The organism is Candidatus Poriferisodalis sp., assembly GCF_965208895.1.
In the GTDB taxonomy this organism is placed as follows: Bacteria; Actinomycetota; Acidimicrobiia; order Acidimicrobiales; family Poriferisodalaceae; genus Poriferisodalis.
Window position 1 is genome coordinate 592,531 of sequence record NZ_OZ242363.1, and the last position, 26,052, is coordinate 618,582.

At 68.1% G+C, this 26,052-nt stretch carries 28 protein-coding genes; 9 read left to right on the forward strand and 19 right to left on the reverse strand.

Annotation, left to right across the window (positions count from 1 at the left end; genetic code table 11):
- Positions 1 to 34 precede the first annotated feature (34 nt).
- The 3 genes from ACOGJB_RS02775 to ACOGJB_RS02785 are packed head-to-tail and all read right to left on the reverse strand — an operon-like array spanning position 35 to position 3,776.
- Entirely contained in the window at positions 35 to 1,345 is a 1,311-nt protein-coding gene (locus tag ACOGJB_RS02775) for a (Fe-S)-binding protein (protein ID WP_419839305.1), read from the reverse strand.
- Complete coding sequence (locus tag ACOGJB_RS02780; protein WP_419839306.1) at positions 1,339 to 2,331, reverse strand: FAD-binding protein; 993 nt, start codon at positions 2,329 to 2,331, stop codon at positions 1,339 to 1,341. Before ACOGJB_RS02780 ends, ACOGJB_RS02775 begins: the two co-directional genes overlap by 7 nt.
- On the reverse strand, positions 2,328 to 3,776 hold the full coding sequence (locus tag ACOGJB_RS02785; protein ID WP_419839307.1) for an FAD-binding oxidoreductase: 1,449 nt from the start codon (positions 3,774 to 3,776) through the stop codon (positions 2,328 to 2,330). Before ACOGJB_RS02785 ends, ACOGJB_RS02780 begins: the two co-directional genes overlap by 4 nt.
- A gap of 151 nt (positions 3,777 to 3,927) precedes the next feature.
- Between ACOGJB_RS02785 and ACOGJB_RS02790 the strand changes: the two genes are divergently transcribed.
- Positions 3,928 to 4,689, forward strand: coding sequence for a hypothetical protein (locus tag ACOGJB_RS02790; protein ID WP_419839308.1), 762 nt, complete (start codon positions 3,928 to 3,930; stop codon positions 4,687 to 4,689).
- 36 nt (positions 4,690 to 4,725) lie between these two features.
- Here the strand turns inward: ACOGJB_RS02790 and ACOGJB_RS02795 are convergent, their stop codons facing one another.
- The 4 genes from ACOGJB_RS02795 to ACOGJB_RS02810 form a co-directional block, all read right to left on the reverse strand.
- Positions 4,726 to 5,004, reverse strand: coding sequence for a hypothetical protein (locus tag ACOGJB_RS02795; RefSeq protein ID WP_419839309.1), 279 nt, complete (start codon positions 5,002 to 5,004; stop codon positions 4,726 to 4,728).
- 133 nt (positions 5,005 to 5,137) lie between these two features.
- Positions 5,138 to 6,412: a ribonuclease D gene (locus ACOGJB_RS02800; RefSeq protein ID WP_419839310.1), complete on the reverse strand. Its 1,275-nt coding sequence runs from the start codon at positions 6,410 to 6,412 to the stop codon at positions 5,138 to 5,140.
- Between the two features lie 5 nt (positions 6,413 to 6,417).
- A complete protein-coding gene (gene mobA, locus ACOGJB_RS02805) occupies positions 6,418 to 6,996 on the reverse strand; it encodes a molybdenum cofactor guanylyltransferase (RefSeq protein WP_419839311.1) in 579 nt (192 codons plus the stop codon).
- Complete coding sequence (locus ACOGJB_RS02810) at positions 6,993 to 7,457, reverse strand: DUF3151 family protein (protein ID WP_419839312.1); 465 nt, start codon at positions 7,455 to 7,457, stop codon at positions 6,993 to 6,995. The genes mobA and ACOGJB_RS02810 overlap by 4 nt, the downstream gene beginning before the upstream one ends.
- Positions 7,458 to 7,567: 110 nt before the next feature.
- Between ACOGJB_RS02810 and ACOGJB_RS02815 the strand changes: the two genes are divergently transcribed.
- Entirely contained in the window at positions 7,568 to 7,879 is a 312-nt protein-coding gene (locus ACOGJB_RS02815; RefSeq protein WP_419839313.1) for a hypothetical protein, read from the forward strand.
- A 97-nt stretch (positions 7,880 to 7,976) separates the two neighbouring features.
- On the opposite strand, the gene pyk is transcribed toward ACOGJB_RS02815, so the two are convergent.
- The gene (pyk, locus tag ACOGJB_RS02820; protein ID WP_419839314.1) at positions 7,977 to 9,410 is read right to left on the reverse strand and encodes a pyruvate kinase; all 1,434 of its coding nucleotides are present in this window, start codon (positions 9,408 to 9,410) and stop codon (positions 7,977 to 7,979) included.
- An 84-nt stretch (positions 9,411 to 9,494) separates the two neighbouring features.
- On the opposite strand from pyk, the gene ACOGJB_RS02825 reads away from it, so the two are divergent.
- Entirely contained in the window at positions 9,495 to 10,112 is a 618-nt protein-coding gene (locus ACOGJB_RS02825; RefSeq protein ID WP_419839315.1) for a histidine phosphatase family protein, read from the forward strand.
- 91 nt (positions 10,113 to 10,203) lie between these two features.
- On the opposite strand, the gene ACOGJB_RS02830 is transcribed toward ACOGJB_RS02825, so the two are convergent.
- The 5 genes from ACOGJB_RS02830 to ACOGJB_RS02850 form a co-directional block, all read right to left on the reverse strand.
- Positions 10,204 to 10,839: a hypothetical protein gene (locus ACOGJB_RS02830; protein WP_419839316.1), complete on the reverse strand. Its 636-nt coding sequence runs from the start codon at positions 10,837 to 10,839 to the stop codon at positions 10,204 to 10,206.
- Complete coding sequence (locus ACOGJB_RS02835; protein WP_419839317.1) at positions 10,836 to 11,237, reverse strand: hypothetical protein; 402 nt, start codon at positions 11,235 to 11,237, stop codon at positions 10,836 to 10,838. Before ACOGJB_RS02835 ends, ACOGJB_RS02830 begins: the two co-directional genes overlap by 4 nt.
- Positions 11,238 to 11,440: 203 nt before the next feature.
- Positions 11,441 to 11,692 (reverse strand): hypothetical protein, encoded by a 252-nt coding sequence (locus ACOGJB_RS02840; RefSeq protein ID WP_419839318.1) that lies wholly within the window; start codon positions 11,690 to 11,692, stop codon positions 11,441 to 11,443.
- A complete protein-coding gene (locus ACOGJB_RS02845) occupies positions 11,685 to 11,915 on the reverse strand; it encodes a toxin HicA (RefSeq protein ID WP_419840665.1) in 231 nt (76 codons plus the stop codon). Before ACOGJB_RS02845 ends, ACOGJB_RS02840 begins: the two co-directional genes overlap by 8 nt.
- A 148-nt stretch (positions 11,916 to 12,063) precedes the next feature.
- The gene (locus tag ACOGJB_RS02850) at positions 12,064 to 12,882 is read right to left on the reverse strand and encodes a SirB1 family protein (protein WP_419839319.1); all 819 of its coding nucleotides are present in this window, start codon (positions 12,880 to 12,882) and stop codon (positions 12,064 to 12,066) included.
- Between the two features lie 124 nt (positions 12,883 to 13,006).
- Here ACOGJB_RS02850 and ACOGJB_RS02855 point away from each other — a divergent pair, with 124 nt between their 5' ends.
- The 3 genes from ACOGJB_RS02855 to ACOGJB_RS02865 are packed head-to-tail and all read left to right on the forward strand — an operon-like array spanning position 13,007 to position 17,034.
- A complete protein-coding gene (locus tag ACOGJB_RS02855; protein ID WP_419839320.1) occupies positions 13,007 to 13,921 on the forward strand; it encodes a glycerophosphodiester phosphodiesterase family protein in 915 nt (304 codons plus the stop codon).
- Positions 13,922 to 13,972: 51 nt separating this feature from the next.
- Positions 13,973 to 15,385 (forward strand): FAD-binding oxidoreductase, encoded by a 1,413-nt coding sequence (locus ACOGJB_RS02860; RefSeq protein WP_419839321.1) that lies wholly within the window; start codon positions 13,973 to 13,975, stop codon positions 15,383 to 15,385.
- Between the two features lie 56 nt (positions 15,386 to 15,441).
- Positions 15,442 to 17,034, forward strand: a complete 1,593-nt coding sequence (locus ACOGJB_RS02865) for a gamma-glutamyltransferase (protein ID WP_419839322.1) — start codon at positions 15,442 to 15,444, stop codon at positions 17,032 to 17,034.
- A gap of 21 nt (positions 17,035 to 17,055) precedes the next feature.
- Here the strand turns inward: ACOGJB_RS02865 and ACOGJB_RS02870 are convergent, their stop codons facing one another.
- Complete coding sequence (locus tag ACOGJB_RS02870; protein ID WP_419839323.1) at positions 17,056 to 17,577, reverse strand: GGDEF domain-containing protein; 522 nt, start codon at positions 17,575 to 17,577, stop codon at positions 17,056 to 17,058.
- A 58-nt stretch (positions 17,578 to 17,635) separates the two neighbouring features.
- On the opposite strand from ACOGJB_RS02870, the gene ACOGJB_RS02875 reads away from it, so the two are divergent.
- Positions 17,636 to 18,484 carry a fumarylacetoacetate hydrolase family protein gene (locus ACOGJB_RS02875; protein ID WP_419839324.1) on the forward strand — a complete coding sequence of 283 codons (849 nt, stop codon included), beginning with the start codon at positions 17,636 to 17,638 and terminating at the stop codon, positions 18,482 to 18,484.
- A 9-nt stretch (positions 18,485 to 18,493) separates the two neighbouring features.
- Positions 18,494 to 19,444, forward strand: a complete 951-nt coding sequence (locus ACOGJB_RS02880) for a DNA-3-methyladenine glycosylase family protein (RefSeq protein WP_419839325.1) — start codon at positions 18,494 to 18,496, stop codon at positions 19,442 to 19,444.
- Between the two features lie 4 nt (positions 19,445 to 19,448).
- Here ACOGJB_RS02880 and ACOGJB_RS02885 read toward each other — a convergent pair whose 3' ends face one another.
- Complete coding sequence (locus ACOGJB_RS02885) at positions 19,449 to 21,224, reverse strand: acyclic terpene utilization AtuA family protein (RefSeq protein WP_419839326.1); 1,776 nt, start codon at positions 21,222 to 21,224, stop codon at positions 19,449 to 19,451.
- Between the two features lie 136 nt (positions 21,225 to 21,360).
- On the opposite strand from ACOGJB_RS02885, the gene ACOGJB_RS02890 reads away from it, so the two are divergent.
- Positions 21,361 to 22,050 (forward strand): alpha/beta fold hydrolase, encoded by a 690-nt coding sequence (locus tag ACOGJB_RS02890; RefSeq protein ID WP_419839327.1) that lies wholly within the window; start codon positions 21,361 to 21,363, stop codon positions 22,048 to 22,050.
- On the opposite strand, the gene ACOGJB_RS02895 is transcribed toward ACOGJB_RS02890, so the two are convergent.
- The 4 genes from ACOGJB_RS02895 to ACOGJB_RS02910 are packed head-to-tail and all read right to left on the reverse strand — an operon-like array spanning position 22,013 to position 25,975.
- Entirely contained in the window at positions 22,013 to 22,288 is a 276-nt protein-coding gene (locus ACOGJB_RS02895) for a DUF4031 domain-containing protein (protein ID WP_419839328.1), read from the reverse strand. The two genes, ACOGJB_RS02890 and ACOGJB_RS02895, sit on opposite strands and share 38 nt — an antisense overlap.
- Positions 22,289 to 22,306: 18 nt before the next feature.
- Positions 22,307 to 23,509, reverse strand: coding sequence for an AI-2E family transporter (locus tag ACOGJB_RS02900; protein WP_419839329.1), 1,203 nt, complete (start codon positions 23,507 to 23,509; stop codon positions 22,307 to 22,309).
- On the reverse strand, positions 23,499 to 24,320 hold the full coding sequence (locus ACOGJB_RS02905; RefSeq protein ID WP_419839330.1) for an inositol monophosphatase family protein: 822 nt from the start codon (positions 24,318 to 24,320) through the stop codon (positions 23,499 to 23,501). Before ACOGJB_RS02905 ends, ACOGJB_RS02900 begins: the two co-directional genes overlap by 11 nt.
- Positions 24,317 to 25,975, reverse strand: a complete 1,659-nt coding sequence (locus ACOGJB_RS02910) for a cation:proton antiporter (RefSeq protein ID WP_419839331.1) — start codon at positions 25,973 to 25,975, stop codon at positions 24,317 to 24,319. The genes ACOGJB_RS02905 and ACOGJB_RS02910 overlap by 4 nt, the downstream gene beginning before the upstream one ends.
- Positions 25,976 to 26,052: the final 77 nt, after the last annotated feature.

A 26,052-nucleotide genomic window follows, 5' to 3' on the forward strand; every position in this document is an offset into this window, starting at 1 on the left:
CGCTCGACGTGAATGGGGCCTATCAGCTCGTCGTTCACAAGCCTGCGCCTCCACCGCCGGGCAGGTGTTCTGCCACGATCTCAAGCGGGTGGCGCGCGTCGAGCCCAGCAGCACGCAAGTGCAGCGAACAGCCCGGGTTGGCGCTGGCCACGACGTCTGCGCCGGAGCGCTCGATGGCGGCAACCTTGCGCTCGCGCACAGCGTTGGCAATATCGGGGTGCTGCTGGGAGTACGCGCCGCCTGCGCCACAGCACAATCCGTCGTCGTCGAGCTCGACCACATCCACGTAGCGGTCAAGCACGGCGCGCACCGGCAGGTGCGCCTGCTGCACATGGCGGAGGTGGCAGGGGTCTTGCACTGCGACGCGTGGTCGCTGCGCCGCATCGCCGGTGACTGGGCCGCCAGTGATTGGGCCGCCGATATCCAACGCGATCGGGGCACCGGCGGGCAATAGGTCGACCCGCGCAGCCAACCACTCATGAACGTCGTGCACTCGCTCGGCGAATCGGTGCGCTTCGGGGGTGCCGAGCAGGTGGCCGTATTCCTTCATGGCTGCTCCGCAGCCGGCTGAGTCGACGAGAATCGGGGCATCGCCTGGCAGCGAAGCGATCACCCTGCGCGCCAGGCGGCGAGCGTCGGCACCGAGACCGGCATGGGTGTGCAACGAGCCGCAGCATGCAGCTCGTGGCGGCGGCAGCGCCACACCGGCGCCGGTCGCCTCGATGACCGATTGCACCGCCCGGTGGGTATCGCGCATCCATGCGTCCATGACACAGCCTGTGAACAGCCACACATCGCTCCCGCTGGGGACCAAACGGCGCTGTCGCAGGGGCACCCGGGGCAGTGCGCCGACTGCGGTGCCCAGCGAGCGGAACCGCCCGACCCGGCTGAGCAACCGTGCGGCACCCAATACGCCGAGTCGCTGAGCGAGCGCCAGCAGGCGTGAACCCGCCGCGAGCAAGCGGGGCATGCCCAGCGCCCGGTAAGCCAGCCGCCGCAGCCGCGGCTGGTAGTTGGTCTGTGATGCAAGCGCCTCGCGGGTGACCTCCATCATGTGCCCGTACTGCACGCCCGCGGGACAGGCCGTCTCGCAGCCGCGGCACTGGATGCAGGCGTCCATGAACTCCACGAACGCAGCGTCGGCCTCGCCCCGCTCGGCGACGTCTCGCATCAGGGCAATGCGCCCCCGCGGCGACGCCGACTCCTCCCCTGTGACCCGGTAGGTGGGGCAGTGCGGCAGGCACATCCCGCAGGCGACGCACGAAGCCAGCGTGTCGCTGTCGATCTCGAGCTGCAGCGCGAAGGTGCCAGCAGAACTCGACGTCTGGGCCACGGGACTCACCATGCACTCCTGCCCGGATTCAGCCGGCCGGCAGGATCCAGTCTCTGTTTCAGCTCGGTCATCAACGCTGCGTTGGCCGGCGCGACCGGTCCCGCATCGACCGGTTCGACTCGATGCACCAGACCAACGCCCACTTCTGCCAGCCATCCGCCCCCGGTGCCGGCGAGCGTTCGCAGATCCGAGGGTCGCATCGATTCACGCCCTGTCGCGGGCACATGCGGCGCGTCCGTTGTGGGGCCAAAGCCCAGAGGTTCGACCCTCGCAGCCTCGGCGGCGACGTCGGACGGATCGCCCTCCAACAGGATCCAGGCTTGCGTGCCATCCCACAGGACGCTGCTCGGCCGGTACAGCAGGTCGAACGCTGCGAACGGATCGCCGTCGCCGTGAAGCCACTGCGCCGCTGGCGGCACGGGCAGCGTTCGCAGGATCACCTCGGCCAGCAGGCCGAGCGTGCCCAGCGATCCCACGAGCAAGCGGGGCAGGTCGTAGCCCGAGACGTTCTTCACCGTCGGGCCGCCGGCCGTGACGACTTTGCCGCTGGCGTCGACGTGGCGCGTCTGCAGCACGAGATCGCGCACATGCCCGTAGCGGAGCCTGCGGTGTCCGCTGAACCCGCACGCCAGCACTCCACCGACCGTCGCCGCATCGTCGGCAGGGTCGAGAGGGATCATCTGGCCGGTGTGCGCCAGGTGCGCGCTCAGCTCGCCGACGGATGTGGCAGCGCCGCACCGCACCGTCATCTCGGAGGGTTCGTGTTCCCACACACCGGCGGGCGCCCGGATCTCACGCGTGCCCGCGGCCGGTTCGCCGCCGACGTGCCAATGGGTGCGCGTGCCCACCACGGTGATCGGATCGCTGGCACCGACCGCGCGGGCGAATTCGGTGACGGCGGGATCTATCCGCGCGGCGAGACTGGCGCTGACTTCAGCGGGGCCAGTGCCCGAACTCATCGCCGGCGGCGCTCCGGCGCTGCTGGACTGCGAACTCACACCCAAGCACCTTCAGGCACGTGCTGGTGGAATGAATCGCTGCAGCGCGAACCCGACGGGATCACCTTCAGCGGATTGGCGAACCCGTCAGGATCGAAGGTCTCGCGCACCAGATCCTGTGTGTACATGTCGTGGGCGCTGAACAGCATCCCCATGTAGTCCCGCTTCTCCAAGCCGATCCCGTGCTCGCCGCTGAGCACGCCGCCCGCTGCGATGGATGCAGCGACGATGTCGCGGCCTGCGGCCTTCACTCGCTCGTCGACACCGGGTTCGCGCCGGTCGAACGCCAGGATCGGGTGCAGGTTCCCGTCGCCTGCGTGGAACACATTGACCGCGATCAGGTCGTAGGCGTCTGCGATCCGGTACACCTGATCGAGCACTTCGGTCAGCCGCGAGCGGGGCACCACCGTGTCATGCAGGTAGTAGTCGGGCTTGATCCGCGCGACCGCGCCGAATGCGTTCTTTCGGCCCTTCCACAGCAGGGCTCGCTCCGCGTCGTCGGCTGCGACTCGCACGTGGCCGGCGTGGTACTGCTCTGCGACCTCGCGAATGATCTCCACGCCTGCGGAGACACCGCCGGGCAGGCCGTCGAGTTCGACCAGCAGCACCGCTGCGGCATCGGTCGGGTAGCCGGCGTGGGCAAACGCCTCCACGATCTCGATGGCACGCTGGTCCATCATCTCCAGCGCGGACGGCACCAGCCCCGCGGCGATGATGGCGCTGACGGCGGCCGAGCCCTCGCTGACATCGTCAAAATCGAGCAGCAGCGTTCGGACTGATGGCGCGTTCGGCGTGAGACGCACCGCGGCCTTCGTGGCGATGCCCATCGTGCCCTCGGAGCCCACGAAGAGCCCGCGCAAGTCGAGTCCAGGCGGCTCTGCTTCCACCCCGCCCAACATGGTGGTCTCGCCGGAGGGAAGCACCACCTCAAGTGCGGCGATGTGCGCCGTGGTGACGCCGTAGGCGAGGCAGTGCGGTCCCCCGGAGTTGTTGGCGATGTTCCCGCCGAGCGAGCACACCTGCTGGCTCGAGGGATCAGGGGCGAAGTGGAACCCCAGCGGCGTCAATGCTCGCGACAGGTCGAGGTTCAGCACCCCGGGCTCGACCCAGGCGACGCGATTGTCGACGTCGACCTCGATGATTCGATCCATCTTCGCCGTGGCGACCACGACCGGCCTGCCGACCGGCACTGCTCCCCCGGCTAAGCCGGTTCCCGAGCCACGGGCCAGGAACGGCCGGCTGTGTCGCCGGCACACACCCACGATCTCCGCGATTTCGGCGGCAGTCTCGGGCAGGCACACGATGGCGGGCAAACTGCCCTCGATCGAGCCGTCACGGCTGTACAAGCCCCGCTCGAAGTCGTTGTCGCGTGCCCGGTCACCGACAACACCGCGCAGGTCGCCAAGCAGGGCCGCATCTGCAGCGGTATCAGCCTCAGGAACCACAGCGCGACCGTACCCCACAGGTGCTTCAGATCGACTTGGCAAATCGGCCACCTTGATGTTGCCCGCTCTTGTTCGCAATTCCTCTGGGATACGGGCTCACGGGCCGCTCGGGCCCCGGCCTCGCGAGCTCGGCCTCGTAGGCTCGCCGCGGATGGCTTCTGATATCGGTGTGAGCGTCGATGACTGGAGCCCCAGGGACGACGCACGGGAATGGCTCTCGCTGGAGGACCCGCACGAGCATCGCACGTGGCTGTTCGATGTGACATTTCTCACCAGCGCCTGGACGTGCATCTATGGCGCTGGCTGTCCGGGAATCGACACCGAACCGGCCCCCGAGCTGGCATTGGGCTGCTGCAGCCACGGTGCATACCTCAACGGCGACGACGACCTCGCGCACATCCGTTCGATGATCGCCGAACTGGACGCCGAGATCTGGCAGCACTACCGCGCTTGCGCAGAGGCGTTGTGGCAAGACGGCGAGGGCTGGTGGCGAACTCTGGTCGTGGACGGAGCCTGCGTGTTCGCGAACCGGGCCGATTACCCCGCCGGCGCGGGTTGTGCCTTCCACGTACTGGCCGAGCGCACCGGTCGGCGGCCGATGGACACCAAGCCCGAGATCTGCTGGCAGGCGCCGATCCGCCGCGAGGACCACGAGACCGTCACGGGCCACGTCTACACGATGGTGCGGGAATGGGAGCTGCGCGACTGGGGAGGACCTGACACCGACGTCTCCTGGTGGTGCACGTCGTCGGCGAACGCGCACGTCGGCAGCCAGCGCGTCTTCACAGCGCTATGCGACGAGCTGACAGCCATCTGCGGACCCGAGATCTATGCCGAGTTGTGCTCCGAGCTCGATGAGCGCGCCGCCTCTGCGCGATTGCTGCCGCATCCCGCTGTTCGACGACGCGATTGAACCGTCTCAGCCTCGCAGCTGAGTCGTCTGGGACTCTCAGGCGCTCTCGCGCTGGGACGCCTCGGAGTTCGCGTCCGAGTCAGCGTCGGCGTCACCGTCGAAATCGGCGTACTTGGCCTCGAGATCGGAGTAGTCGTCGTCGTACTTGTCGGCCAGGTGCCCGTACTGATCATCGGGATCCGAATCCTCGTCGTCGAACTCGACGCCGAATCGATCCGAGTTATCGAAGTCGTAGTCCTCGATGGTGAAGCGCTCCGCTGTGGCCCGCTGAAACTTGCGAGCCTCCTCGTAGCGGCGATGTCGACCCTTCTTCACCGGCTGGCTCCTCGTGCTCGACTGCGAGGCTTCGCTTGCCTGCATCCGGACGTGCCTGTATCCGCGCAGGACAAGGCACCTGTGCTCTACGAAGTGCCCTGCCACCCTACCGCCCGAGGCGCAACGCTGCGTGTCATTCGCAGCGCTCAGGCCCCCCGCCGGGCCGCGGTTCGAGCTGCAAGCCCTCCGCCGGATCGAACGCCAGAGCGGCCTCCCCCGCCAGCAGCGACCTGATGCCGTCGCCTACCACTTCGGCCCGCCAGCCGGTGCTCAGCCGGGATGCGGGGTCGCCGGCGAGCAATGCCGCAATGTCGGAACGGGTCGCCAACAAGCTGCGATCGATGCCCTCACCACGAGCCACCTCGTCCACCCAGGCGCCGACGAGGGGAACTGCCGGCTGCAGTGCCGCGTCCACGTTGGGTCCCGCCGGCAGCGCGCCCGACGGGATGTCGCCCGATGCCATGTCGAGACCTCTCGCAACCTCGGCGATGACCCGATCGCCCGCCCTTCCGCGGAGCTGGTTGCCGTCCACGCCCCGCAATCCCTGCAACTCGCTGACGCTGCGCGGGCGCCGCTGCGCGATCGACAGCAGTGCCATGTCCGACAGCACGAAGCGCACAGGGATGTCCCGCTCGCTGGCGGTTCGCTCCCGCCATGCGGCCAGCCGGTACGCCACCGCCCGCTGGGGCCCGCGCAATTGGCGCGCTCCCTTGATGCGGGTCCAAGCTTGGGATGGATCCGGGGGCGGTCCAGGGGGCCTGCGCCACTGCTCGCACTCGTCCAGCGCCCATTGCCACCGGTTCAGTGCCCTCAAGCGGGTGCAAAGCTCGTCGTACAGCTGGATGAGGTACGCCGCATCGTCTGCCGCATAGCGCTGCTGGGCTGCTCGCAGCGGCCGCTCGAACCAGTCCGTCAACCGATCACCCTTGGTCAGACGCACGCCGAGGAGGCGGTCGACCAGCGCCGCCAGCGACGGTGTGCTCATTCCCAGAAAACCGGCGGCCACCTGGGTGTCGAAGAGCCTCGACGGTATGGCGCCGCACTCCTGGGACAACACTTCGATGTCCTGGGCGCATGCATGCATCACGACCAAGATGTCGGCATCGAGGGCGGCACGCAAGACGGCAACGTCGGTCGTCGTGGGATCCACGAGCGCTACCCGGTCGTCGAATGCGATCTGGACCAGTGCTAGCTGGGGGCGGTAGCTGCGCTCTCTGTGGAACTCAGTGTCCACGGCAATGCAGTCGGCGGCCACCAGATCGGTAACGAGAGTCTCAAGCGCAGCCTGGGAGTCGATCCATTCGTGCTGCGGCCATTCGTGCTGCGGCCGTTCGCGCTGTGCCACTTCGCGCTGGGCCACCCCGCGCTGGGCCCCTTCGCGCTGGGGCCGCTCGCGCCGACGTGCCATGGCCGTCAACCCACTCCCGGTCGCGCAATGTCACGAGTCGCCACGATCGCCCCGGCTGCAGCGAGGTCGGCGGCGGTGTTCACATTCAGAACGTCAGCCACATCCACCGACACCGTCGGGACGGCATCGAGGTCGAGGACAGCTTTCGGTCCACGTGCGCCGTCGCGCAGGCCCGCCCGCAGCATCGAGAGCGATGCGCGGGCGTAGTGGCCGATCAGCGGCTCGACACGGTCGCTGCGGGCCAGCACAACCGGCTCGCCCGTGCTGTGTGCCGTGCGAATCAGAGCGGCGAGCAGGTGGACAGGCACCGTCGGCACGTCAGTCGGGCACACGAGAACATCGCCGTGACGCTCGAGGGCATCGACCAGACCAGCGAGCGGTCCGGAAAGTGGCGTGCTGTCGGGTTCAGCCACGAGAGGTGCGGGCGGATTGCCTCCCTGCGCGACCACCGGGTGCGCCCCCGCCGCCCTCAAGGCGTCGGCAACCCACAGCGCCAGCGGTCGTCCCACCAGCTCCAGGTTGGCCTTGTCGCTGCCCATGCGCGTCGAAGCGCCGCCGCACAGCACGACGCCGGCAGGCCTCACGCCTGAGGCCACTCACCGGTTGGGGGCTCGCCGCCGGGGTCCAGTTGGACCAGGAACCCGGCGCACCTGTCGGCCTCGTCGTCCTCGCCGATGGCGGCGGCTGAGCGACCCAGGCCCAGCAGCGACCACAAGAAGCCGTGGTTGGTGGGCGCCGTCCAGCGGACGTAGCCGCTGCCGCGCCAGCCCGCCGCTCGCAACGCGTCCAGGCCGCGGTGATACCCCACCCGGCAATAGGCGTACGCCTCGACGTGGCGACCACTGCCCGCCGCGCAGCGGCCCAGTTCCGCCCACGCTTCGAGCATCCGCGGCCAACGGGCTGCGACACGCTCCAGTGCGGCCGCACGGTCGGCCAGCGGCAGTTCCATGGCCGCTTCGAATGCGGCTGCGGCCGGCGACGGGGCCGGATCCAGGACCGTCTCGGGCAGACCGCCCGGACGCAGGTCGATCGGAGTGGCAGCCATTGGGGAACCTCGTCAAAGTCAGCAAATTCGCCTCGACTCTAGTGAGCACCCCTGCTCAGACCCGGAATCGATCCCTGTGCTCCCCAGCGACGGTGCGTACCCTCAGATGAGTGCTGCCCGAGTGGTTGGATGCTGACCGCCTCAGCGCAGCACTCGTCGGTGGCATCGCCTGCCTCGTGATCGCGGCCGTCGTAGTGCTGCGGATGATCCGCAAGCTGGCGCTGGCCGTGCTCATCTCGGTGGTGCTCGTCGGCGCCGCGGCAGCGCTGGCAGTCCAGTGGTCGGGACTGCGGGACTGTCAACAGACCTGCTCCTGCGATGTCCTCGGCCGCACGGTCCAGGTGCCCGAGAATCCGCTGTGCGGGCCCGACCGCATCGACCCCAGCCGCATCGACGTGGACATCGACATTGACACGGGCTGATCCAGCGCTAGCAGACGTGTTTCGTAATCGTGTTCAGGGCAACTCCGCGACGCCTTGACAAGCGCCTCGGGCCGCGGCCTCGCCGAGCGGTTCAGTCTCAGGGAACGCGCATGGCGCGCAAGTTGTCAGTGGCGTGAGACTCCGGGCTCGAGCCGGAGACCACCACGACCATGTCGCCGCTTCGCACCATCGCCGACCGCGCTGCGGCGTGCACTGCTTCGAGCGCTGATTCGGCCGGGGTCAGGCGCTCGCCGAAAACCAGCGGGCGGGTCCCCCACGACAGCGAGAGCTGCATCGCAGTGCGGGGCTCGGGTGTGAGTCCCAGCAACGGCATCGATGGGCGGAATCTGGCCATGCTGCGTGCGGTAAATCCCGACCGGCTCAGGCAGATGATGGCCTGGGCGCCGAGTTCGGTCGCGAGTCTCGACGCTGCCTGGGTGATGCCGTCGGTCACCCGCATGTAGTCGGCGGAGCGGTCGTCGTTCCTGCGCACCGACAGCAGCCGGTTCCACCACGCCTCATAGTCGAAGCGCTCATCGGCTCGCTCGGTGATGCGCGCCATGGTCCGCACGGCGTTCACCGGGTCGTGGCCGATGGCCGTCTCGCCGCTCAGCATCACCGCGGACGTGCCGTCGAACACTGCATTGGCGATGTCGGAGGCTTCGGCCCGGGTCGGCACCGGCGAGTGCAGCAGCGACTCCAGCATCTGCGTTGCGGTGATGGCCGGTCGGCCGTGCGCGACACAAGCTTCGATGATCCGTTTCTGCAGATGTGGCAGCTCCTCGATGTCGCACTCAGCGCCGAGGTCGCCGCGGGCCACCATCACCGCCGAGGACGCCTCGATGATCCCGTCGAGGTTCTCCACCGCAGCGTTGGTCTCGATCTTGGCCACCAGCAGCGGGCCGCGTGGGTGCGGCTCGACGCCCAGGCGACGCATGTCGTGTGCGGAGCGGACAAACGACAGCGCCACCATGTCAGTGCCCAAGTCGATGAACGTGTCGGCGAGCTTCAGGTCCTGTGGGGTCGGCGTGCTCATCCGCAGTTTGGACGAGTCGACGTGGAGACCCGGTCGTCCTTCGAGGTGACCGCCGTGCAAAACGCGGGTCTTGAGGGCGTTGGATGCTCGGTCCTCGACTACCAGCACGACATTGCCGTCTCCGAAGGACAGCTGGTCGCCGGGGCCCACGTCGGTCAGCAGACCCTCGTAGTCGACGACGATCCGGTCTGCCGTGCTGGCATCGCCGTCGATGCCGAGCGAGAGCACGGCGTCTTGGGCGACCTCGCAGCCGCCTTCGGGAAACGGCTTGCAGCGCACCTTCGGTCCCGGCAGATCCACCAGGATCCCGATGTGGCGCCCGGATTCCTCCGAGATGGCGCGTAGCCGTCGGAACGTCTCGACTTGCTCGTCGAGCGTGCCGTGAGCCAAGCCGAGGCGCCATACATCGACACCCGCCTCGATCAGGGCTGTCATGGTCGCTGCGTCGCTGCAGGCTGGTCCGACGCTGGCGATGATCTTGGTCCGTCTTGCCATGTAGCACCACGGTACCGCTCCCGTCAAGGCATCCTGCTGTCGATTGCAGAGATTCGGTGCGTTGGGCCAATAGGGTCAGCCGCCGTGGAGCTCGTCTTCGTCCGTCACGGCCAGCCCGAACGAGTCGTGCGACACGATGGGCAGCCCGCAGACCCGCCGTTGTCGGCGATCGGTCTCCAGCAAGCTGCAGCCGTGGCCGAATGGCTGTCCGAGATGGGCGTCGACGCCCTCTACAGCAGCCCGATGCGGCGGGCGCTGCAAACCGCAGAGGCCATCGGCGGCGCGACCGGTCTGGTGCCGGCCGTGCGAGACGGCCTCAGCGAGTTCGACCGAGACTCCCCCGCGTACGTGCCCATGGAGGTGCTCAAGGAGACCGACCGCGAGCGCTGGAACGAGCTGGCGACGGGCTCGTTCGGCGATGCGGAGCGCACGGCGCAGTTCATCGCCACGGTCAACCATGCCGTCGACGAGATCGTCGCTGATCACCGCAGCCAGCGCGTCGCTCTGGCATGCCACGGTGGGGTTGTGAACGCCTATCTGGCTCGCTGCTTGGGCTTCGACGCCGACGCATTCCTGCGATTCGACGTCGACTACACCTCGGTCACCCGCGTCTTCGCGTCAAGCCATGGTCACCGCAGCGTCCTGTCGGTCAACGAGCGCACCCACCTGCGAGGCCGGTCCGACCTCGCCATCGGTCTGTAGACATCGCTCGCAGCGGCGTGTCGCTGCCGCCGAACCGGCCCGCGGTTCCTGCCAGCGTTCGCGCTCCCTCGTCAGGCCGTCAGGATGCGCATCATTCGGTGGGATCGGTAGTGCCGTCGTATTCGGCGGCCAGGGCTGCGACAGCGGCTGCGATGTCCTCGCCGGAACGTCGGCTGCTCAGCAGTCGGCCGATGTCCGAGCAGACGGCTTCGACCCAGTCCCGCTCGAACTGGTACGACTCGGTATCTGCGAAGACCTCGTCGCAAAGGCTGACCAGAGCGTCCGTGCTGCGGCTGCCGGTTGCGTCAGCGAGTTCGACGATGTCGGCTATGTCGCGGCCACGACCGGACATGAGCTTGAGGGCCAGCAGAATCCGAGGGCTCGCCCCGCGAACCAGCAGACACCTGCCTTCGTAGATCGGATCGAACGCGGACGGCGGGAGATCCGCTTCGACGAAGCCGGCTGCTTGGTTGTTGATCCAATTGGCAGCGATGTTGCGGCGCCGCGCCACCGCCGAGGCTGCCTCCAGCACTTGAGGCGGAATCTCGGCCGTGGCGACATCGACATCTTGGGTCATCCGTCCATCGAACAGTGCCCCCATCGCGACTCCGCCGATCACATACAGCACGTACATCACGCCCGGCGGGGCCGACGCGGACAGGACATCGTCGACCTCTTCGAAGAGATCGAGCATCTCCGCGAATGTGTGCTGAGGGAGATCGCTCACAGATTCGCAGACACAGCCCGTCGGCGGCGCCTGGACGTGATGCCGACGAACTCCCGGTCGAACCAGACGCGGTGGTAGGCGCAGGCAGCGGGGGCGTCAGCGATGGTCTGTTCCCAGATGAAGCCCTCCATGACGCAATGCCTGCCCCACGCAATGTCGACCTCCGATCGGTGGTCGAACACCCAAGCCGGCACCGGGACGCCGTCACGGTCACAGAGCGCATGAACCACCGCCGCAATGCGGCACAAGTCGTCGGCGTCGTCGCCCGTCGGGGTATCGGCGATCATGGCGCTGCGCTCATCAGGCCAGGCATCCCACTCGCGGACGAAGAACGTCAGCGGCACATGCTCCCGGTTGCCCCGCTCAGCCATCGCCGGGGGCAGGTCAGCGACTCGCACGCGCCCAAAGACAGGCACCGGTGCTGGGGCATGTCGTTGAGGCCGAATCCGAACCGGCATCTCGCACCTCCGCCGCCGCAATCGTACCGTTGCTCCCCGCCACGCCTTGTGGTGAGTGCAACCGGGCAGCCGCGTGAGCAGCTCCAGCACGGCCACCAGCGACGGCGCATCGGGTTGACGCAGGTGCAGCGTGCGCAGGTTGTTCAGCTGGTCGAGCCGACTGCCGTGTCGAGATGGCGGGCGTCGAAAGCATCCCAAGAGAGCGGCGGCGGCAACGCCTCGCCATTGCCTTGCAGATCCGCCACGATGTCGTCCACCAGCGCACGAATGCCGCGGAGGCATTCCGCCTCCGTTGGAGCGATGTGGCTCACCAGCAGAAAGCCGTTGCACACGCCAATCCAGGCATCGTCTTCGTCCGACCAGGAAGCTCGATACAGGTACCGAGGATCATTCACTGTCGGCCTCCATCAAGTCGATCGCACGCAGGACCTGACGCACCTGGTAGGGCTTCGCGTCTCCGCCGTGGTTCTGGATGTTCACTCTAGGCAAGCCCTGCCAAGGCGTCCGGTAGATCAGGTGGCTCCCTCTGCGCCGAGGCTCGCCGAAGTACACGCGACACACCTTGGCCAGTTCGGAAAAACGCACACCCGTCTGACTCGTCCGCCACGTTTCGAGCATCTCTCGAGCCCTGTCGAACTCGGTCATCCTGCCTCCATCGCGAAGATCCGCATGGACTGCCGATGATCACAGCGATGTGCAGCGCTTTCAATTTGTTTGCAGTATTTTCATCCCACTGCGAACATCATTCGTGCCGTTGCCGCAGTGGTCAGTTCAACTGGGCCCAGAGGCGGGTTGCTGCCTGGTTGAGGTGTTCGGCATCGCTTCCGCCGAATTGGTCGGCGGCGGATTCCAGCACCTGCGCGCCCTTGTCGGGCCGTCCCAGCGTCGCGAGCGCTTGGCCGAGACGCATGAACTCGTCGATCGGGCAACCGGGCAGCCGTATGAGCAGCTCCAGCACGGCCACCAGCGATGGTGCATCGGGTTGGCGCAGGTGCAGCGTGCGCAGGTTGTTCAGCATTCTCAGCAGGATCGCCTCGGCCGGCGTTTGCTGCAGGAACGCATCGTCGAACGCCTGGCGCGGCTCGAAGCGGGCAAAGATCGCTGCGGCACCAGCCCGGTCGATGATGTGGCCGTCGAATGCGTCGATGAAGGTGTCGGGATCGGGTGTGCCGACCAGGAAGTGGCCTGGCATGCCGACGCCGTGCAGATCGAGGCTTGCGCGGCGGGCCACTTCGATCGTGACGACAGCAAGTGTGATCGGTATGCCCATCCGCCGCGAAACCACTAGGTCGAGGTAGCTGTTCGCCGGGTCGGCAAAGCGCCCCCGATTCGGGCCGAAGCCTTCTGCGTTGAAGAGCAGCTCGACGACTGCGGTTGGTGTTGGCTCGCGCACCGCGTTGGCGAGACGGTCCAGTTCAGCCAGCGCCGCTGCCTCGTCCACCTGATCCGCCCGGCAGTGAGCAGCTATGGCCAGCGCCGCCCGGTCCAGCGGCACCGGCTCGCTAGCCGCCCACCTGGCGAAGGCATCGACCGGCGACACATGATCGCCCCCGTGGTCCTGTTCCCCTGCGTTGCCGTCGGACATCGACGTGACGGTACCGGCGACAGCATTGGACGCCGTGTACAGGGCGGCATGTGCCGGGAACCGTGTTCGGGTTCCGACGCATCGCTCCCGGTGTTTCTCCGAGCGGAGCCGCGATACTGGCGCTGTGACGTCGGTGCACCCGTTCCTTGACGAACCCGGGCCGGTGCCGATAGCCCACCGCGGCGGCAGTGCCATGTGGCCGCAGAACACCATGGCTGCCTTCGAAGGCGCCGTCGGCCTCGGCTACCGCTACCTCGAGACCGATGTGCAGGCAACCTCTGACGGCGTCCTCGCGGTCTTTCACGACGACGAGCTCGCACCGACGTCGGACAGTGTCGGGTGCATCTCGGAGATGACCTGGAGCGAGGTGTCGGCAGCTCGCATCGGCGGTGAGCCGATCCCCCGCCTCGAGGAGCTGCTCGACGCGTTCGATGATGTGCGCATCAGCATCGACCCCAAGACCGATGCGGCCGTCGAACCGCTCATCGAGGCACTCAGGCGGCCGGGCGTGCTCGACCGTGTGTGCATCGGCTCGTTCTCCGACGAACGCCTTGAGCGCGTCGACGAGGCGTTCGGCGATGCGGCCTGCCTCAGCTTCAGCCCACGGGAGATCGCTCGGCTCCGGATGATGAGCCTGACCGGGCGCCCGGCACGGCCGCGCCGCCCGTCGCGGTCCGGTTCCGGCAGCCGCCGACGGACAGACCGCTCACCCCAGGACCGTCAGCACGCAGGTGAGACTCGCCGCGACCGGCCGTTCCGGGGGCGCATCGCCTCGATCCCACCGCGGCAGGGTCCCATCCCGCTCGCGACCCGACGGCTGGTCGACTACGCGCACCGCATCGGCGTGAGCGTCTACGTCTGGACTATCGACGATCCCGTCGAGATGGACCGGCTGCTCGACACCGGCGTGGACGGCGTGATGACCGATGAGCCCACCGTGTTGCTGGACGTGCTGGCCGGGCGAGGCCAGTGGCGGGAGCCAGGCGACCGCACCGTCACCAGGCCAGAGCCTCCCACCGGCTCGCCGACGGGAGCATGAGCGCATGAAGCCAGCACTCAACCTCGCAAGCGGGACGCACGAGGCGGCGGCATGAGCTTCGGAGCCATCGACGCGACGCTGGTCGGCGAACTGTCGCGGATTGTCGGGGAGGCACACGTCCTGACCGATCCCGAGATCACTGCGGGCTACGTCGTCGACTGGACACGCCGCTTCACCGGCTCGACGCCGCTGGTGGTACGCCCTGGCGACACTGCCGCGACCGCCGCAGTGATGGAAGTGCTGTCAGCCGCCCGTATCGCCGTCGTGCCGCAGGGAGGAAACACGGGTCTCGTCGGCGGCAGCGTGCCGCTCGCAGGCGAGGCGGTGCTGTCGATGCGTCGTCTCAATGCCTGCGAGCCGGTGGACGAGCTCGCGACCCAAGTGACATTGGGCGCGGGGGTGACCCTGGCCGACGCCCAGGCCCACGTCGCTGCGTCGGGTCTCAGTGTGGGCGTGGACCTCGCAGCGCGCGACTCGGCGACGATCGGCGGGATGGTCGCCACCAACGCCGGGGGCATCAACGTGCTGCGTTACGGCGCCATGCGGGCTCAGGTCGTCGGTATCGAAGCGGTGCTCGCCGACGGGACGGTCGTGAGCCACCTGGCGGGCCTCGAGAAGGACAACACCGGTTACGACCTGGGGAGCCTGCTTGCAGGCAGCGAAGGCACACTCGGCATCATCACGCGCGTGCGGCTGCGGCTGCACCCCACCCAGCCCGAGCGTGCCACCGCCCTGCTGGCCTTCGAGTCAGCTGCCGATGCTGTCATTGCGGCCGCCGCGTTACGTCGCAGCGTCGCGTCCCTGCATGCGCTCGAAGCTGTCTTCGAGGGAGCAATGGCATTGGTGTCGTCCCATCTGGGCGTCGCACCTCCTGTCGGCAGCCTGAACGACGGCGGCGCCAGCAATTCTGACGTCGGCGCCGCCTGGCTGATTGCTGAGGCCGCGGCCCGCACCGATCCCAGCGACGAACTCGGCACAGCCGTCGCTGATCTGGAGGATCTTGTCGTCGACGCGGCTGTGGCGCTCGAGCCGGCTGCACGACAGCGCCTGTGGGCGTTCCGAGAGAACGTCACCGAGGCGATCTCCGCTGCGGGCATCCCTCACAAGCTGGATGTGACGCTGCCGGCGGCTCGCCTCGCTGAGTTCACCGACGGCGTTGAGGCCGTCATCAGGGCTGTCGATCCTGAGGCGCAGCCGCTGCTGTTCGGTCACCTTGGCGATGGAAACGTGCACGTCAACGTGCTGGGCCCCGATGGGGCTGAACCTGCCGACGACGTGGACGGAGCGGTGCTGCGCTACGTCGCCGAGCTGGGCGGCAGCATCTCAGCCGAGCACGGCATCGGGACAGCCAAGCTCGCAGAGCTGCACCTCAACCGCTCGGAGGCCGAGCTGGCGGTATTCGGCGCGATCAAACGAGCGCTGGACCCCGCTGGCTTGCTCAATCCCAACGTTCTGCTGCCCTGAGGCGGCATGTTCTGTCGCGCAGGCGGCGGCAGACCTGCGGGTCTACCGTTCGATCCATGAGCCGTACGCAGGTCCCGTTTGCCACCCGCTACGCCCGCAGCGGCATGGTGTGCAGTGTCGACCACCTTGCGAGCGAGGCCGGCGTGTCGCTGCTGCGCGCGGGCGGCTCAGCGGCAGACGCAGCAGTGGCCGCCTCGGCCGTGCTTGCGGTGACCACCCAGCACATGTGCGGCATGGGCGGAGACCTGTGGGCGCTCGTCCACGACGCCGACGGCGCCGCCCCCGCCGCGCTCAATGCAAGCGGTCGAGCCGGGAGCGGCGCCGACGCCGATGCCCTGCGTGCCGAGGGCCGCACGCGCATGCGCTTCCGCTCCGACATTCGCAGTGTGCCGGTGCCCGGGTGTGTCGACGGGTGGATGAGCTTGCACGAACGATTCGGGCGGGCGCCGCTGTCGGAGGTGTTTTCGACGGCCATCGACCTCGCAAGCGGCGGCTTCCCGCTCTCGCCTCATGGCTCCGCCGCCGCGGCATTGCTCGACGGCATCGCAAACGCTGACGACTACTCGCCCCGGAGCCAGCCGGGAGATCTCATCACCCGGCCCGGTGTCGCCGCTGCGCTGCGCGAGATCGTCGACGGTGGCCGCGAAGCCTTCTACGAAGGCGTTTTCGCGCAAGATCTCATCGAGCTGGGCGGCGGCGAGTACACCACGGCCGACGTGGCCCGCTCCCACGCCGACTGGGTGACGCCGCTGCGTGCCGATGCGTGGGGGCACACCCTGTGGACCGTGCCGCCGAACTCGCAGGGCTACCTCACGCTGGCGGGCGCATGGATTGCCTCAGGTCTCGACCTGCCCGCAGACCCCGAAGACCCGCTATTCGCACACCTGCTGGCCGAGGCCGCAAAGCAGGCGGGCTGGGATCGCCCCGCAGTGCTGTCGCAGGACGCTGACGGCGCTGCGCTCATCGCACCGCAGCGGCTGGCACCGCGCCGCGCCGCAATCTCGCCCGACGCAGCGGCAGCGCTCGGCTCGGGCACCGGTACCGGCGACACGATGTATCTCGCGGCGGTGGATGCCGATCACATGGGCGTTTCGCTGATCCAGTCGAATGCCGGGGGCTGGGGCGTGGGGCTGTGGACGCCGACGCACCGGATCAGCCTGCACAACCGGGGCATCGGCTTCAATCTCGTCGCGGGCCACCCGGCCGAGTACCGACCGGGGCGGCGCCCTCCTCACACGCTCGCCCCGGCGATAGTCCAGCGCGCCGACGGTTCGCTGCGCTCGGTCGTGGGAACAATGGGAGGCGACGCCCAGCCACAGGTGCTGCTGCAAGTACTGGCCCGGACGCTGTGCGCCGGCGAAGAACCGGCGACGGCAATCGGCTCGGGCCGCTGGCGCTGGGGCGCCGCCGAGGGAACCGGCTTCGACACCTGGGCCGATCCCGGCAATCTCCAGATGTACATCGAGGGCCACGCGCCGTGGTCAACCAGCGACAGCGTTGCCGACCTCACCCGGCGAGGCCACCGGGTCGGCATCGACCGCCCGCACGACAACTCCTACGGCCATGCGCATCTCATCGAGGTGCACGACGGTGTGCTCGCCGGAGCGGCGGATCCACGCGCGCTCACCGGCTCTGCTGCGGGCTACTGAACCCGAACGCAGTCGAGCGCCCTAGCGCGGCATCGGCTCGGCAACCTCGAGCCGGGAGGGGCCGAGCGAGCGGGCGACGAACAGTGCGGCGTAGGCACGGTCGCGCAATTCGGCTGCTTCGAGGGCATGGGTGGGATAGCTGGCCACGCCCATCGAGAGCGTGACGCCGGTGTGATACGAGCGCGCGGCGACCTCACGGCGAACCCGATCGGCGGCCCACACCGCACCGCCGTGAGGCGTGTCGTCGAGGATTGCGGCCAGAATCCCGCCGGTGCAATGGCAGACGCTGTCGGACTCGCGCAGCGTGCCACGCACCAAGCGTGCCGCGAGCCGTTGGGCGACCCGGGCCTGTGTGCCGCTGAGCTCCTCGAATCCGTCGACTTCGAAGAACACCACCGAAAGAGGCTGCAGGGCGCGCCGAGCCAACGCCAGCTTGCGGTCGAGCAGGAGTGCGAATACACGCACGTCGGGGAGTCCCGTGACAGGATCCAGCACAGAGTCGAATACGCCGGGGGTAGAGCCCCCGGCGCCATGGCGAGCCATGGAGTGCCAGAGTGCCACCTTCAAGCGATCCGCACAATGCCCGCTGTAGCGTCGGCGCATGCGCATCGCACGACATCTCCTTGACGGCCAGCCGGCGCTGGCCATCGTGACCGACGACGGCCTGGCGACACTCCAGACCGCCCATACCGACCTGACGTCGCTGCTCGACGCCTGCGACGGCAACGTGGTGGCTGCGGTCGAAGCCATGGCGACGGGCGCAGTGACCCCGCTCGACGAGGCCGACCTGCTCTCACCTGTGGGGCGCCCGCCAACCGTCCTCGCCGTCGGGCTCAACTATCGGGCTCATGCAGCCGAGGGCGGCCGGGAGCCCCCGTCGGTGCCGATCATCTTCAACAAGCACCACAACTGCATCGTCGGACCCGGCGACCCGATCCACATCCCCGCAGCCGCGCCCGACGTGGTCGACTACGAGGGAGAACTGGCGGTCGTCATCGGGCGCGCTGCCCGGGCCGTGTCGGCGGCCGATGCGCCCGACTACATCGCCGGCTACACGATCATGAACGATGTCAGCGTGCGGGATTGGCAGCGTGCGAGCCCGACGATGATGATGGGCAAGTCGTGGGACACCCATGGGCCGTGCGGCCCGTGGATGGTGACCAGCGATTCGCTTGACCCACACGGGTGCCGCCTCGTCACCGAGGTCAGCGGCGAGGTCCGCCAAGACGCCAAGACCGACGATCTCATCTTCAACTGCTATGAGATCGTCGAGCACCTCTCGACGGCGTTCACGCTGGATCCGGGCACGATCATCGCCACGGGAACGCCGGCGGGTGTGGGTCTGTATTTCGACCCGCCGCGCCTGCTCAGCCCGGGCGACGAAGTGTCCATCACGATCGAAGGCATCGGCACGCTGACAAATCCCGTCATCGCGGAGCCCAACGCCTAGGCAGCACTTGTGATGCCGTCGGGCCCCAGCACAGCGGCCGCATCGGGAACGGCGCAGCCCGACGTGCGGGAGCGCTTCGAGTTCAGCTTCTCCGTGGATGCAGGAAAGGCACTCGGACGCGTGGGCGGCAAGGGCGCCTTGGGGCCGGTGCTCTACGACGGCCCGGTGATCTGGCGGGCCACCGACACGCCCGCAGGCGAGGCCACGCTGCACATCACTCGTGCCGGACACGCTGTCGAGGTCGCCGGGTGGGGACCGGGCGCGGCGGATGCCGTCGCCGGAGTGCCGGCGCTGCTGGGCGCTCACGATGAGCCCGCGGCCCTCGTCCCCCACGACAGCATCGTTGCGGGCTGGGTCCGTCGCTGGCCGCAGCGCCGCCTCACCGCTACCGGCACGGTCTGGGAGCATGTCGTTCCAACGGTGTGCGGCCAGAAGGTTCCCGGGCTCAACGCCCGGAACTCATGGCAGGGCATCCTGCGGCGATGGGGTCGCCGCCCGCCAGGACCGGCACCGGGCATGCTCCGTTTGCCGCCTGCCCCCGAGTTCATGGCGTCGCTCGCCTACCACGAATTTCACCGCTTCGACATCGAACGCCGGCGCGCCGAGGCGATCATCGCCTTCGCCCGGCGGGCCGGCACGCTCGAGAGCGTGGCACGGCTGTCGCCCACCGAGGCCCGCGACCACCTTCAGACCGTCAGGGGCATCGGACCGTGGACGGCGTCAATCGTCGTGTTGCTCTGCCACGGCGATCCCGATTCGGTGATCGTCGGCGACTACCAGATCCCCAACTACGTCACCTGGCACCTGGCCGGGGAGCGGCGCGGCGACGACGCCCGGATGCTGGAACTGCTCGAGCCCTACCGCGGCCAGCGTGCCCGTGTACAAGGACTGGCCAAGTCTGCCGGGGCACCCCCGCGCCACGGCCCACGAATGTCCCTGCAAGACCTGCAGGGGCAATAGCCGGCTAGCCCAGCAGCGCCTCGGGAATCTCGACCAGCTTGGCGCGCAGGTATTCCCCCAACGCCTTCGCCTGCGGGTCTTGCCGGGTCGACGCAGCCACGCCTTCTTCCAGCAGCCCGTGGAAAATGAAGTTGAGGCTCCAGATATTTGGCAGGTCGTAGCGATCTACTCGGTGCTCGGCCGCTTCAGGCATGAGCTGCGCGAGCCGTTCGACGGTCAGGAAGTCGGACAGCCACCAGAAGGCCTCAGCCGAACGGGCGAAGATGCCCAGATTCGCATTCGGGCCCTTGTCGCCCGAGCGTGTGCCGTACAGCGTGCCGAGCGGCACCGTGCGTGTCGGCCCGCCGGGAGGCTCGACCCGCTCGGGGGGCGCCACCGCCACTCCGGAGAAGGCGATGTCGGGAGGGGTGCTGTCGACCACGGTCCGGCGGCCGTCCACCACGACCTGCATGGGAACCAGCTCCGCGTCGACCAGCGCTGGCCAGTACACCCCGAAGGGCTGGCCCGGACCCGGGCCTCCCCCGGTGCCGAACATCCCAGGAATCGAGCACAGGCCGATCTCGGTGCCTGCATTCGAGAACGCGCGGCCGACCTTGCGCTCGTCGGGGTCCTTCACGACGATCTTGTAGACGGCGACGGCTTCCTCGTTGGTGCCTGGGTCGGCCTTGTGCGTCGGCAGGAACTTGCGCACCACGGTCTCGTAGTCGTCAGGGCTGTAGGGGCACGCATGCCAGAACTGGCGCTCGATGAGCTCTGCCTTTGCCTCGATGTCGAGGCCAGTCAGCCCAATGGAGATCTGGTTGCGGAATCCGCCCTGGTAGTTCATGGCCACCTTGAGCGTGGGGGGTGCGGGCTCGCCGCGGACGCCGCTGATGCGGACCCGGTCGCGCCCGATCTGGGTCAGCTCGATGGTGTCGAAACGGCTCACCACATCGGGGTTGAGGTAGCGCTCGCTCTGGATCTCGTACAGCAATTGCGAGGTGATCGTGCCGACCGACACCTCGCCGCCGGTGCCCGAGTGCTTGCCGATCACGCTGGAGCCGTCCGCTGCCACCTCGGCCCACGGAAATCCCGGATAGGTCATGTCGGCGATCTCGGTGAAGAAGCTGTAGTTGCCACCCGTGGCCTGCCCGCCGCACTCGATCACGTGCCCCGCAACGATCGCGCCGGCCAGCGCGTCCCAGTCGTCACGGGTCCAACCGTGATGCCACGCCGCGGGCCCGGCCACGACGGCTGCATCAGTGGCGCGCCCGGTGATGACGATGTCAGCACCCTGATGCAGGGCCTCCACGATTCCCCAACAGCCGATGTACGCGTTCGCAGTCACGATCCGATCGGCCAGCTCGCCCAAAGGCTGACCTGTGTCGAGATGGGCGAAGTCGTTCCCGGCCGTGATCAAGTCGCCCAAGCGGTCCGTCAGGTCGTCGCCGTCGACATAGGCGATGGACGGGTTGAGGCCCAGCCGGTCCGCGACCTCGGCCACGGCGTCGGCGCACCCCGAAGGATTCAGACCCCCGGCGTTGGTCACCACCTTGATGCCCCGGTCCAGGCAGGTGCCCATGACCTCCTCCATCTGGGTGACGAACGTCCGGGCGTAGCCGGCGCCGGGCCGCTTGGCCGCGATACGCGACAGGATCAGCATGGTCAGCTCGGCGAGCCAGTCGCCCGTGAGGGCATCGATAGGGCCACCGGTGACCATCTCGCGAGCGGCAGCGAGGCGATCCCCGAAGAAACCGCTGCAGTTGGCAATCCGGATGGGCGGCGCAGTCGTCGTGCTCATGTGGGGTGCTCGTCTTCTTCTGTTGGGGAGACTCAGGTTCTGTTCGGGGCTCGGGCGGGTGGCGCCCCGCTGTGGGGTGCTGGGGTGCCCAATGCTCGGATGCAGGGTAGGTCACCGCTCTGCCAGACTTCCCGCCATGGCGAACCCCGTGCTCCTGCTCCACGGCTTCACTGGCTCGGTGGCGAGCACTTGGCAGCCGACCGGGATCATCGATCTGCTGACCGACGGCGGACGCGAGGTCATCGCGTGGGATCTTCCCGGACACGGCTCAGCACCGAAGCACCACGACCCAGCCGGGTACGCCGACATGGAATCCAAGCTGGTCGAGCGGCTCGCCTCGGAGTTCGGTGATCAAGCTGTCGACGGTGTGGGCTTCTCGATGGGATCGCGCACGCTGCTGGTCATGGCGGCGATGGCACCCGAGCGTTTCGGTCGCCTGGTCGTCTCAGGCGTCGGCCGGAACCTGTTCGAACGCGACGACGAACAGGCCGAACGGATCGCGCGCGGCGTCGCCGGCGAAGCCGAGGCCGATGATGTCCACGCCCAGACCTTCGCCCGCTATGCCGCCGAGCCCGACCAGGACGGCCAAGCGCTGGCGGCGTTCATGCGCCGCAAGCACGCACCGCTCGGAGCTGCCGAATTCGCACGCATCACCCATCCGGTGCGAGTGGTCCTCGGCACCGAAGACTTCGCAGGCCCCGCGGATCCGCTCCTCGACGCCTTGGGGGATGCTTCATTCACGGGTCTGCGTGGCTGCGATCACTTCGCCACGCCCAAGAACTTCGGCTTTATCGACGCGGTGATGGAACACCTCGAGGTTTTCTGAGCCCCGCAGCCCGCAGCCGCGACACCAACTCACGGCTGTTTACCCCGACGGCGCCCGCTCGCAGCGCCAGCTCTCGCTCCGTCTCATCGACGTCGTAGTGATCGCCCTGGAAGGCAGCGCGCCGCTTGCCGATGAGAGCTGCGAACCGGTGCAGCTCGTCATAGCTCTCGTCCGAGACGAGGTGGGCCCAGCGGCGGCCGCGCCACGGCCACAGAGCGTCGTCGACGAGGATCGTCACCGGCCGAACCCGCTCGCCTCAGCCCGCAGGCGACTCGTCTTGTTCGGCCGGCTCGCCAGCCTCATCGGCGCCTTCGGCCAACTCGGGCACGACAACGGCCTCGTCCGGTTCAGCCGACTGCGACTCGAACATCTCAGATTCGATGAGTTCGTGCCGCTTGATGTAGGTCGACACGAAGGCCTGGATGGTTGCTGCCGCAGGCACGGCCAGCAACGCCCCGACAGATCCCAGCAGTGCAGCGCCGACGAGCACCGAGCCGAATGCCACCGCCGGATGAATGTTCATGGTGTGAGCAGTGACGCGAGGCGACAGCATGTAGTTCTCGAGCTGCTGGTACGCCAGCACCACGATGACCACCCAGATCGCCGAGATCGGATTGTCAAGCAGTGCTATGAGCAGCGGCAGCAAGCCCGCGAGATACGTGCCCACCACCGGCACGAACTGCGAGAGCACGCCCACCCACATCGCAAGCGGCAGCGGCGAGGGCACGCCGATGATCGCAAACGCTGCCCAGTGCACCAAGAACGCCGCAATCGCGAGCAGTGTCCGCGAGTAGATGTACCCGCCGGTCTTGTCGATAGCCAGCTCCCAGCCCCGCAGCACAACCGCCTGCCGTTCCGGACTCAGCGCCGAGCACACCAGACGCCGCAGCCGAGGACCCTCGGCGACGAGATAGAACGTGAACAGCGCGACGGTGAACAGCTGCAGCCCGACGTTGACTGCCGCCGAACCAACGGACACCAAGTTGCCCGCCACGTCGCCCAGCAGCGACGCAGCAGTCCCGCCCTCGGTGAACTGCGCTGCCACGTTGTCGGTGCTGAGCTCGAAGCCGAACTGCTCGTCGGCCCACTGCTCGATGTCGGCCAGATAGCCGGGCGCGTCTTCGATGAGCTTGGTGATCTGCTCAGCCAGCACCGATGCGATGGCCGCTCCGAAAGCCCCTGCGGCCAATGCAGACGCCAAGAAGACACACGCTGTGCCGAGGCCCCGCTTGAGACCCTTGTTCGCGAGCCAGTTGACCGCCGGTTCCATCGCGAATGAGAGGAACAACGACACCAGCAGCACCACCAGCAGATCGCGCAGCCGGTCGAGCAGCCACGCCGCCGTGGCCAGGCCCACGACCGCGAGCATCGCCAAGCCAATGGCGCGGGGCACCCAGCGCGGCATGCGATCGCGCTCGGGCAGCCGAAGCTCCGCCCGACGTCGTGCTTCACCCGCCATCGGGATCTCCCGGGAGCGATTGCATCGCAGCGACAACCGCAGCGTGCAGCGAGCCATTGGAAGCAATGCCGGCGCGGTTGCGGAAGTCGGGCTGTCCGGCAACGTCAGTGAAGACGCCGCCGGCTTCAGACATGATCACCGGCATCGGCGCCAAGTCCCACGTTTCGCAGACCGGGTCGATCATGGCCTCCGCCTGACCGGTTGCGACGAGGAAGTAGCCGTAGGCGTCGCCCCATGTGCGCATCATCGCGCCTGCGGCGCGCAATGCCTCGAATTGGGAGGGCTCAAAGGTGTTGTAGTCGGAGGTGTTGACGAGCGCGCCGCGGAGATCGGGGTGATCGCTCACCGTGCAACGGTGGTCGCCGAGCCAGCAGCCGGTGCCCCGTCCAGCGACGAGCGTCTGGTTGAGCACCGGCAGATCGATGACGCCCACCAGCGGACCGTAGGGGTCCACCAGCGCCACGAGGGTCGCGTAGAGGGGGACGCCCCGCACGAAACCCCGGGTGCCGTCGATGGGATCGACAATCCATGTCCGGCCGTCCGGTCGAATTGCACCGCCTTCTTCCTCGCCGAAGATCGCGTCATCGGGAAACTGCTCGCCGATTCGTTCTCGGACGAGACGTTCGGCTGCCCGGTCTGCTTCGGTCACCTCGGTGCCGTCCCGCTTCCAGGTGACGCCGAGGTCGCGCCGACCGAACCATCGCAGCGTGAGCGATCCCGCGGCAGAGGCAATGTCTCGAGCCGCGGCGACGAGGTCTTCCCCCGCACCCGGCACGCTGTCGCGCGCCGAGCCCTGGGGCGGCGCGCTCACTCGCTCCGTCCCGGGCTCTGCCAGGGCAGGCGTCGGGGCCGCTGCCCACGCGCAGCATCAGAATCGGGCGATTCTGCATCGGACTCGGGTTGATTCAGCGGAAACGTCAGCACCGGCACCGGCAGCTGACGTGCAATCCGCTCCGACGGCAACAACACGAGGCGCGACGCGCCAGTCGGCGGCCGCGGTGCGAACAGCACCACAAGGTCCGCATGATGCTGGCTGCGCGAGCGCACCACTGCACCGGTGAGGCTCTCGTTCCGCAGCGAGCGGAATTCGAAGTCGACATCGCGGCTGCTGCAGAGCTCGCCGATCTTCGTGGCATGCGGCTCGTCGCGCTCCCCTGGCATCAGCACGACCAGCGAAGACCGCCATCGTGCCGCTTGGTCGATCAGCCACTCGGGCAGCTCCACCGGGACGGGCGCTGCGACGAGCACGCGATGGGGCAGCTCAAACTCCTCGGGGACGTCACCGTTCTCGTCTTCGGCAGATGACCAGCCGCGCAGGTCCCGCGCGACAAGCAGCGGCCCGACCAGTTCGAACAGCACCACGGCGCCCAGCACCACCGTGGCCGCCTCTGCGCCCGGGTCGCCGAGCCGCTCCGACGCAATGACCGCCAGGCCCACAGCAACCCCGGCCTGCGGCGTCAAGTTGACGCCCAGTCTCAGTGACCGCCGCCAGCCCAGCCCCCCCATCAAGCCGCCGCCGAGGCCGCCGACAATCTTGGCTGCGACCCGCACAACGATGTACGCGACGCCCACCAAGCCCACCTTGGGCACGTCGGAGAGGTGGATCGAGGCACCGGCCAGCGCGAAGAACAGCAGATACAACGGCTGTTCGATGGTCTTGATCGTCCGGAACAGCCTCACCGAGAACGCCTGGGGTGACACCGTCGCCGCCGTAGCGCCGGCCACCAACGCAGCCAGCGGCAGCGAGATGTCCAGCCAGCCCGAGATGGTCCAACCGATCACGATGTGCACCAGCACGAACAGCAGCAGCTCGCCGGAAGTCTCGATCTGAAAGCCGAGGCGCGAGATAAACCAGCCCCCGAGCAGTCCCAGCACTGCGCCGCCGATGCCGAGCTGAACGAAGTCGAGCATGGCGCTGCCGATGTCGGCAGCCTCGTCGGACAGCAGCAACGCAATGGGGAGAACTGCTGCAAACGTGGTCGTGGCCAGCGCGTCGGACACCGCGTGGGTACCGACGATGCCAGTGGGGTAGCTGCCACGGGCGCGCACCGAGCTCACGATGTGCGCGATCGTCATGGGTGCACCAGCGCCCGCCAGCGCCCCGAGGACCAGCGCCACCGGCCGATCTGCGCCGAGCCTGCTCGTCACCCAGAAGACCGCAATCGCGCTCAAGGCGAATTGGGCGACACCGGTGGTCAACGTCCACCGCGCCGCTCGCAGCGCACGTACCGACACCCGCTCACCGATCACGAACATGAGCACCGCCAGCGCCACCTCGGTGACCGGCCGCAACGCAACCAGCGACGGCGCGTCGATCAAATTGATCACCGGCGGCCCCGAGGGGCCGAGCAAGGCACCGACAATGAGGAACGCGACCAGTTCGGGCAGGTGGTGGCGTGCCAGCAGTCGGCTGGCCAGATACGCCAGCCAAGCCAGGACCGCGAACGCGACGAGCGTGTCGTTCATCGCCGGCTCATATCACCGGAGACCTGCCGGCATCACGGTGTGACAACGGCGGGCTGGTGTTGGCGGTGCCGGAGCGA

What these genes read in the sequence shown, in the direction of transcription:
- ACOGJB_RS02775 (WP_419839305.1), bottom strand. Translation starts at nt 1,345, where the DNA reads ATGGTGAGTCCCGTGGCCCAGACGTCGAGTTCTGCTGGCACCTTCGCG.
- ACOGJB_RS02790 (WP_419839308.1), top strand. Translation starts at nt 3,928, where the DNA reads ATGGCTTCTGATATCGGTGTGAGCGTCGATGACTGGAGCCCCAGGGAC.
- ACOGJB_RS02800 (WP_419839310.1), bottom strand. Translation starts at nt 6,412, where the DNA reads ATGGCACGTCGGCGCGAGCGGCCCCAGCGCGAAGGGGCCCAGCGCGGG.
- ACOGJB_RS02810 (WP_419839312.1), bottom strand. Translation starts at nt 7,457, where the DNA reads ATGGCTGCCACTCCGATCGACCTGCGTCCGGGCGGTCTGCCCGAGACG.
- pyk (WP_419839314.1), bottom strand. Translation starts at nt 9,410, where the DNA reads ATGGCAAGACGGACCAAGATCATCGCCAGCGTCGGACCAGCCTGCAGC.
- ACOGJB_RS02845 (WP_419840665.1), bottom strand. Translation starts at nt 11,915, where the DNA reads ATGCTCGAAACGTGGCGGACGAGTCAGACGGGTGTGCGTTTTTCCGAA.
- ACOGJB_RS02850 (WP_419839319.1), bottom strand. Translation starts at nt 12,882, where the DNA reads ATGTCCGACGGCAACGCAGGGGAACAGGACCACGGGGGCGATCATGTG.
- ACOGJB_RS02860 (WP_419839321.1), top strand. Translation starts at nt 13,973, where the DNA reads ATGAGCTTCGGAGCCATCGACGCGACGCTGGTCGGCGAACTGTCGCGG.
- ACOGJB_RS02865 (WP_419839322.1), top strand. Translation starts at nt 15,442, where the DNA reads ATGAGCCGTACGCAGGTCCCGTTTGCCACCCGCTACGCCCGCAGCGGC.
- ACOGJB_RS02870 (WP_419839323.1), bottom strand. Translation starts at nt 17,577, where the DNA reads ATGGCTCGCCATGGCGCCGGGGGCTCTACCCCCGGCGTATTCGACTCT.
- ACOGJB_RS02875 (WP_419839324.1), top strand. Translation starts at nt 17,636, where the DNA reads ATGCGCATCGCACGACATCTCCTTGACGGCCAGCCGGCGCTGGCCATC.
- ACOGJB_RS02885 (WP_419839326.1), bottom strand. Translation starts at nt 21,224, where the DNA reads ATGAGCACGACGACTGCGCCGCCCATCCGGATTGCCAACTGCAGCGGT.
- ACOGJB_RS02890 (WP_419839327.1), top strand. Translation starts at nt 21,361, where the DNA reads ATGGCGAACCCCGTGCTCCTGCTCCACGGCTTCACTGGCTCGGTGGCG.
- ACOGJB_RS02900 (WP_419839329.1), bottom strand. Translation starts at nt 23,509, where the DNA reads ATGGCGGGTGAAGCACGACGTCGGGCGGAGCTTCGGCTGCCCGAGCGC.
- ACOGJB_RS02910 (WP_419839331.1), bottom strand. Translation starts at nt 25,975, where the DNA reads ATGAACGACACGCTCGTCGCGTTCGCGGTCCTGGCTTGGCTGGCGTAT.